Below are 7,950 nucleotides of genomic sequence, written 5' to 3' on the forward strand. Positions count from 1 at the left end.
TCCACATCGTCTGGCGTTTCCCGCGCTTGCCATTGCCAAAACTCCCGCTCACCCTACTTTTTAAGCCAACCATCCCGCCTGCATTATGGGTCTCCTCGACTTTTTCCGCCCCAGATTCCGACTCGCCATCGGCGATTGCTCCACCCGCGCCCTCACTCAAGCGGACACCTTCCCCGTCAACCTAAGCGGGCGCACCTTCGACGGACAAAAATCCCCGCTCTGCCAGATCCACCACCTTTCCGGAGAGTTCTCCCTCGAACCGCTCGACCCGTCCTACCCCATCCGACTCGACGGACGCGAGATCACCCGGGAAACGCCCCTCCGCCCCAACCGCAACTACGCCCTCTCGCTCGACAAGCACCTCATCCTCGTCCGCATCACCCGCAAGCCCAAGCAGATCGGAGACGGATTCTCGGAAGGCAACTGGGATCTCGCCCCCCGCGAAACCCCAGAAGATCGCGAAACCCTCCCCGCCAGCCAACTTACGGCCGATCACCTGCAAGCAAAGTTCAAGCACCCCGAAGACCACCTCGCCTTCCCGACCTACGGCGACGCCTGCTTCACCGTAGCCGATCTCGCCCTCAGCCTCTCCACTAATCCCCAACAACAAGCGGAAGCTCCAAATCCACTGCCGCCACCCCCAGCTCCCACCCCCCATAACCAAACACCCAGTACCGAGCGACGAGACACCCACCCCCCAGAACCCAAACACCAGCACCACCCCTGCCCCTACTGCTGGAAAGACTTCGCTCCCGGCGACGCCCTTAACATCGCCGTCCACGACTCCCTCACCGGCGACCCCGTGCTCGGCTCCCACGTCAAAAAACGCTTCGCCGCGGAACGCTTCAACCACCTCGGCCAAGCCCTCGACGCCGAAGGCGTCCCCTCCGTAGACCTCGCCTGCCCCCACTGCCGCGGCCGACTCCCCCCCTCCTTCTTCTCCCAACGCCAACTCATCCTCTCCCTCGTCGGCGCCCCCAGCTCCGGCAAGTCCTACTACCTCTCCGTCCTCCTCAAACTGCTGCCCGAAGAGCTCATCCGCAGCTTCTCCACCAACCTCCAGGACGGCGACCCCTCCGGCAACGCACAGCTCAACGAGATGAAAAACCGCCTCTTCTCGGCCACCACCCCCGAAGACGCCTTCATCTCCAAAACCGACTTCGAAGGCGTCATGTACGAACGCCTCCACCGCGACGGCAAACTCGTCCCCCTCCCGCGCCCCTTCGTCTACTACCTCCAGCACCTCGAGTCACCAGACACCCGAGCCTCCCTCGTCTTCTACGACAACGCCGGCGAGCACTTCAAACCCGGCATCGCCCTCGAAGACTCGCCAGGCGCCCTCCACGTCGCCTCCTCCGCAGGGCTGCTCTTCCTCTTCGACCCCTCCACCTCACCCGCCTTCCGCAAGCTCCTCCGCCGCAAACGCGACCCGCAGCTCCGCACCCAAGCCACCGACGACCAAGACACCATCCTCTCCGAACTCGGCGTCCGAGTGAAAAAGATGCGAGCCCTCGAAAGCTTCGAACGCATCGATACCCCCCTCGCCCTCATCGTCGGAAAATTCGACCTCTGGCAAAACCTCCTCCCTCCAGACTGCCTTCACCTCCCAGAAGACCGTCCCCTCACCGACCAAGAAATCGCAGAAAACTCCAGCCAAGTCCGCCAACTGCTCGCCAAGCTCTGCCCCACCATCGTGGCCAACGCCGAGTCCATCTCCACCCAAGTCACCTACTTCCCCGTTTCCTCCCTCGGCCACTCACCCAAAGAGATCGCAGAAGGCCCCCTCGCAGGCCGACTCGCCCCCAACCCCAAACGCCTCCAGCCCCAGCTCGCCACCACCCCCGTGCTCTGGATCCTTTCCCAACAATCCCCCAGCCCGCTTCATACTTCATAGCTCATACCTCACCCTTCCACCATCAACTCCCTCCAATACATCCACACCAGCGCCAAACGCGGACTCGAACCCGGCAAGTCCGGCTTCTGCTGCGTAGCCAGAGACCGCGATCTCCCGCCTGACCTCATTGCCGAACTCGAAAGCCAAAGCCGCTACACCGCCGACTCCCGCGGCGGACACCCCCTCATCCTCCGCTACCGCATCGCCCCCCTTCGCTCCGGCACCTACCACATCCTCAGCCGTATCCAAGAAGCCGGCACCGACTACTCCAAGCGAAACAACCACCTCGCCCACCACCTCGCCTTTCCCGCCGAAGACGCGATCGGCCTCCCCAATCCCGCCGCCATCCTCCTAAACTGGCGCGGCTGGAGAAGCTCCTGGAACGAACCCCCTCGCACCCTCGAGCCCTTCGAATCCTTCGACCTGCAAGACCTCGAATCCTCATGGTCCATTCCCGCCATCCCCTCCAAATTCTCCCAAGTCGCGATCGCCCAAGCCCCCCGCAGCCACGTATTCGAGGTATCCCTACAGGAAGAAAAACTCCTCGTCGAATACCTGCGCCAAGTCATTAACGACCTCCCCGCCGAACAACGCTGGACCCACACCTTCACCAGCTGCCTCCTCCCCACCGACCAACCCCAAGACTACACCTGGAGCGGGCAGCTCCCCAATCTCCCCCTCCCCTACGAAATCGACGCCGCCCCACGCCCCCTCCAGACAGGAGCCACCGCACCCGATAGCCAACTCCCCCTAGAAACCTTTCCACCTACGCCCCCCCCAAGCGAAACGCCACCAGAAGAGCCTAGCGACGAGACACCCGCCCCGTCGCCACAACCCGCCGCGGCCATGCTCAAAAAGGCCCCCCGCGTCGAAATCCCAGAAGCCTACGACAAGCGAAAGCGGAAACGCCCCAAGCGACACTTCGGGGCACGCGAATTCTCACGCTCCATCAACATCGCCATCGTCGGAGGAGCCCTCATCTGCATCGCCCTGCTCGTCTTCTTCTTCAATTCCCACAAAAACAGCGGCATCTCCCCCCACAACTCGGAGACCGAGCAAAGAGCGGTCCAGTCGCTGCAAGCCCGGCAGGAAGTCTGGCAACGCTTCGCCGACGCCGGCTACCCACGAGCCCAGCTCGAATCCGCCCGCGCCACCGCAGCCTTCCTCGCCAACGCCGGGGAAGACACCCCTTCCCAGATCATCGCCTTCCTCGACACCCTCAACTCCGCCGACGACCAAACGCTCGCAGCCGGCATCCCTGTCCCCAAGCACCTGATACAGAAAAACGCCGACTCCCACGCCCTCCCCCTCACCGCCATCAGCTACCCAGCCATCCGCAAGCTAGCCCTCCTCCCCGCCCCCCTCCTCAAATCCTGGTCCCTAGGTCCTCAAACTCAGAACGCAGAACCTACTTCTCCAAGCCCCCTCTCCCCCATCGCCCTCCTCCCAGCAGTCAGCTACTCACCCCAAGCCCTGTCCGACTCACTCGACGCCTACCAACTGCAGGCCGATTCCACCCTCCAATCCCTTCCGCCCGCCACACTCCGCTCCCTCGATTCTTACTTCGTCCAAAAGTCCGATATCCTCGAAAACGCTCAATTCGCCCCCATCCTCCAAATCCACCAAGTCTTCAAGCAAGGCCCCCAACACGCCTTCATCGGCTTCGACGAGCAAGAACGCCTCATCCCCGGCAGCCCCATGAGCCTAGGCCGCTACCTCAACGAGCTCATGGCCAACCTCCTCCAGCAAAGCGACGACCTCGCTCTCCAGTCCTCCACCTTCCGCCAGCCCCTCACCCTCGCCTCCCAACAAGACTCCGCCCTCGAAGTCGCCAGCGCCATCCACCAAGCCTTCGCCACGCTCGACCTCAGCGCCCGCCCCAACACAGACCAGATCCTCAGGATCCGAACCCTCTGGGAAGCCACCTTCATCCGTTCCGACCTCATGGAACAGACCATCCTCGGCTACACCCTCGAAGCCATCGAAGCCGCAAAACTCGAGCTCACCCAAACCCGCAGCCAATTCAGCCAACGCGATCTCGCCCTCTATCTCGAGAGCCAAGCCCGAGAAACGCAAATCGACGCCCTCAAGCAGGCCGCCTCAATGGCAAACTCCAGCAAGGATTGGATTGTCATCAGCAAGCAATCCCCCAAGCTTCGTCGCTCCCAGCCATGATCGCCTCCGCCTATCCAGAAGCCAACCGACTCTCCTACCGCATCCGCACCGCCATCACCGGCGAATCCACCGGACTGGAAACCGCTAAACTCGCCTGGCAGCAAGCCGAAGCCGTCAAACGCGCCAACGCCGACCTGCAACGCGCCGCCCAAGCCCTCGAAAACGGCAATCTCCTCGACTGCCTGCTCATCGAAAGCCGCCACCCCAATCTCCTCGAAACCGCCCGCTCCCTCGACCACAGCCTCAGCGAGCCCTGGCAAAAACGCTGCCAGACCTACTCCTGGCGCGCCCCCGAGCTCGTCGACCTCGATAGCGTATCCAAAATCCAATCCGCCATCGAGCAGCAAGGCGAACTCAAGGAGTGGCTCTTCAAGCAATACCGCACCGCCGTCCGCTCAAAAAAGGAGACCATCCGCGCCTACCAGATCATCGAGCTCATAGCCCACACCTTCCCCGAAGACGCCAACGCCAAAGAAGAAGCCGCCACCAAGCAAAAACAACTGCTCGAACAAGCCGCCGCCGAAGTCAAAGACGCCCACGAGCAACTCATCCCCACCGAAAAGCCCGAGGACGTCGTCCGCCGCTACCGAGAGCTAGGCCTCCCGCTCGCAGAGCTCCACAACGCCACTCTCGCCAACACCCTCGCCACCGCCGAAGCCGACTACGTCAAAACCCTCTTCGACCAAGCCGTACATGTCGTAGAAGAAGCCAAAGACCTCAGCGAATCCGCCGACTGGCAAAAAACCGAGCAAGCCTACCTCGCCTGCGACTACGCGCTCGCCATCAACCAAGCTCGAGGCGAACTGCCCCGAGAGCTGCGAGACAACTTCGAGAAAGTCGCCACCCAACTCTCCCGAATTCGATCAAAATTCGAATCCAGCATTTCAATACGAATCGCTATCGGCGAACTCCGAGACGGACTCGTCCACAAAGGCAAACCCGTCAAACTTGCCAACCGAGTCGCCAAACTCAAGTCACTCGAATCCCAAGCCACCAAAACCGGTTCCCAGATTCCAGCCGACCTCCAGGAAGAAATCAAAGCCGCCTACACTTTCGCTAAACGCAAACGCCTCCCCCTCTACGGCGGAGCCGCCGCCATCGTCGTAGTCGGCCTCCTCGTCTCATTCACCCTCATCCAAAAAGGCAAAGAGCGAAAAGCCGCCGAAGCCCTTCAGGCAGAAGCGCTCGCCGCCCTGCAAGCCGTCGAGCAGTCCAGCCAAACCTCGCAAGTCCAAGAAGCGATCCAACAGTGGCAGGCCGAAATCGATAAAACCCAGCCCGGATCCGAACTCGCCAGCCAAGCCGAACTCCTCAACGACTGGATCGATCTGCAAACGTCGCTGGAAAACCAATACAACGCCTCCATCGCCGATCTCAACAAGATCGCCACCAGTCGAGACGCCCTCGAAAACGAAGCCGCCATCCAACGCCTCGCCGCAGACATCCGAAAGACGCGCGGCGAACTCGCCAGCGACCTCGGCACCACCGCCGACAAACAATTCGAGACCACCCTCAAAAACTACGAAACCCTCAAAGCCGACGCCCTCGAGAAAGACCGACGCGCCTTCAACCGCGTCGAACGCGAGCTCCGCATCGCCGCCAACAACGCCAACCAAGCCAAGACCCGAGCCGAATTCCTACGCCTGCAAAAGGCCACCCAAGCCCGCCTCGTAAAACTCAACGCTCTGCTCAAAGAAGACTACGTCGCAGACCGCCGAGCAGAACTCACCCCCTACCTCAAAAGCGTAGTCCAAGAACTCAAAGCGACCGAAACCAAATGGGCCGCCCTCGACAACGCTTGGCTCCAACTCGCCGACGCCAAAGAACTCACCCCCTACCTCGATCAAGTCGAGCGTATCCACAGCTTCGATATACTGCCAGCCGATCAAAAGGCCGCCCTCTCCCAAACCCTCCGGCTCAAAGACGACTTCATAAAACTCAAAGACACCCAAAGCCCCTTCACAAACGAAGAGACCCAAGCCCTCTTCACTCCTGAAAAGCCCTACCTGAGCGCAAGCGTCGAGTTGACCGACCAGGAAACCGCCTACCTCGATCGACTCGAAAACCTAGACAATTTCGCAAACGTCTACCAATCAACCGTTCAGTATTTCGAGGGATCCTCGGATCCACAAAGTGAATACCGCATCTATCTCGTCGAACCCATCTCGAAGTCCGACTCCGACCCCACCCAATCAAACGTCACCTTCACCTTCAAGGTCCGCGGCTTCGACGAAGCCGGCAATCCCGAACCCGCCCCGCGAAACATCCAATTCATTAGCCGCGACGACGGCTCCTTCTGGGGCTTCTTCTACAAGCCTTCAACCCTGTCTCCAGAATCAACCTACTATAACCACTCCATCGTCAACACCCTCAAACTCCTCCGCTCCGGAGCCGGACGCCTCACCCTGCTCGAGCTCCTAAACGATCTCGAATCGCAAAGCGAGCTCTCGCCCGCCTTCCGCACCTACTGGCAACAGCAGCTCATCGGCTTCATGGAGCTCCACCCTTGGCACTGGGGGCTCGCCCTCAGCCCAGAACTCAAAAAACGAGTCGCCCAACTTAAAACGCTGCCCCCCGCGGACGACAACCAGACGCTCTGGCTTTCCACCATCGAGCAAACCGTCCCCTCACCCGAGTTCAGCGTACTGCTCGATAAAAAGATCGCAGCCCTCGCAAAACACGAAATCTCCACCCTCGCCGACCTCTACCAAAACGCTGCCAACGGAAACTACCAGCTCTGCGGCTTCGTGCTCGCCGACGGAAAGCCCGACCTCTTCGAAGACGTCCCGCAGGACGCGCCCCTTTGGAGCGTCAACGCCCTCACCGGGAAGATCGACCGCGTCAAACCAGGCCAAGGACTCACCGCCTACGCGCCCATACTTCGCTACGCCACCGCCGGAGGAGAGTCCCCCGAGGACCAACTCCGCAAGGCCAGCCAAACCTCCCAGCTCGAGCTCAGCGAGCCCCCTTACCAGGCCCTCCTTCCAAGCCTCTACCAGTAGGGTTCCCTTCCCTGGCATCCCAGAGAGGGACTTCTTCACCACCTAGTCTGCGCAAAATCGATCGCTCGTATGAGCGAAATCGATACATAAACTCCAATTGCGAAAAACTGGATAATCCCAAAACGAGCTCCAAATCCGGCACGCCCGCTGCTGTCTGCCCTTAGCCTACCCGACAGACAATGCAAAGCGTGCCAGAACTCACCGAATCCCTCTCCAAGCGGCTCGACTCGATGATCAACGACATCGAACGCTCCGCCAAAATGGCCAAAATGGTCTCCATGAACGCGAGCGTCATCGCCGTCCGAAATCGAAGCCTCTCCTCCGAAGCCTTCGCCTTCGAGGCAGTCGCCGCCCAGATCATGGACATCAGCGAAGCCTCCCTCGACCGAATCGAGACCCTGCGCGAAATTCTTCGCGAGATGGATAGCCTCACCTCCATCATCAACAAAGCAGGCCGCCAACGCATGCTCTCCCAACGCTACATGAAGCTCGTCCTCAGCGCCCGCCTCGACACCGAGCAAGACCAAAGCGTCACAAACGAGCTCGCCTCCCTCAAGCAGCTCTTCGAACGCAGCATACACGAGCTCATCCGCTGCCCCCTCAACACAGACACCATCACCAACCAGCTCTTGCTCACCCAAGGCTACTGGGACTGCTTCATCGCCAGCGTCGAGCGACGCGACTACTCCACCGCCACCGAACAAAACGAGACCGTCCTCGTCGAGATGAACAAAGCCGTCCAACTCTACGAATCCCTCGTCCACCAGAAATAAGGTAGGGCGTGACCGCCGTGTTTAGTTCAAGGACATAGTTAACACATGTTAAAGGACATGGTTAACACATTCTAGGCGGGTTCTTGCTCCCCCTGGCCGGCTAGCC

The 7,950-nt window shown here is 60.6% G+C and carries 5 protein-coding genes and 1 pseudogene; 5 read left to right on the forward strand and 1 reads right to left on the reverse strand.

Annotated elements, in window-relative coordinates; translation table 11 throughout:
• The first annotated feature begins 85 nt into the window (after positions 1 to 85).
• Together JIN87_RS13165 and JIN87_RS29075 are read left to right on the forward strand one after the other, a co-directional pair.
• On the forward strand, positions 86 to 1,894 hold the full coding sequence (locus JIN87_RS13165) for an FHA domain-containing protein (RefSeq protein ID WP_200356035.1): 1,809 nt from the start codon (positions 86 to 88) through the stop codon (positions 1,892 to 1,894).
• Positions 1,895 to 1,933: 39 nt separating this feature from the next.
• Positions 1,934 to 2,242, forward strand: a pseudogene (locus JIN87_RS29075) (GAP1-N2 domain-containing protein); the annotation flags it as partial.
• A 177-nt stretch (positions 2,243 to 2,419) separates the two neighbouring features.
• On the opposite strand, the gene JIN87_RS13175 reads toward JIN87_RS29075, so the two are convergent.
• Positions 2,420 to 2,638, reverse strand: coding sequence for a hypothetical protein (locus JIN87_RS13175; protein ID WP_200356037.1), 219 nt, complete (start codon positions 2,636 to 2,638; stop codon positions 2,420 to 2,422).
• Between the two features lie 102 nt (positions 2,639 to 2,740).
• Between JIN87_RS13175 and JIN87_RS13180 the strand changes: the two genes are divergently transcribed.
• The 3 genes from JIN87_RS13180 to JIN87_RS13190 all read left to right on the forward strand — a co-directional run bounded on the left by JIN87_RS13180 (position 2,741) and on the right by JIN87_RS13190 (position 7,844).
• Positions 2,741 to 4,069 carry a hypothetical protein gene (locus JIN87_RS13180; RefSeq protein WP_200356038.1) on the forward strand — a complete coding sequence of 443 codons (1,329 nt, stop codon included), beginning with the start codon at positions 2,741 to 2,743 and terminating at the stop codon, positions 4,067 to 4,069.
• Positions 4,066 to 7,071 (forward strand): AAA family ATPase, encoded by a 3,006-nt coding sequence (locus tag JIN87_RS13185; protein ID WP_200356039.1) that lies wholly within the window; start codon positions 4,066 to 4,068, stop codon positions 7,069 to 7,071. Before JIN87_RS13180 ends, JIN87_RS13185 begins: the two co-directional genes overlap by 4 nt.
• A gap of 179 nt (positions 7,072 to 7,250) precedes the next feature.
• On the forward strand, positions 7,251 to 7,844 hold the full coding sequence (locus JIN87_RS13190) for a type IV pili methyl-accepting chemotaxis transducer N-terminal domain-containing protein (protein WP_200356040.1): 594 nt from the start codon (positions 7,251 to 7,253) through the stop codon (positions 7,842 to 7,844).
• Positions 7,845 to 7,950: the final 106 nt, after the last annotated feature.

The organism is Pelagicoccus mobilis, assembly GCF_016595505.1.
In the GTDB taxonomy this organism is placed as follows: Bacteria; Verrucomicrobiota; Verrucomicrobiia; order Opitutales; family Opitutaceae; genus Pelagicoccus; species Pelagicoccus mobilis.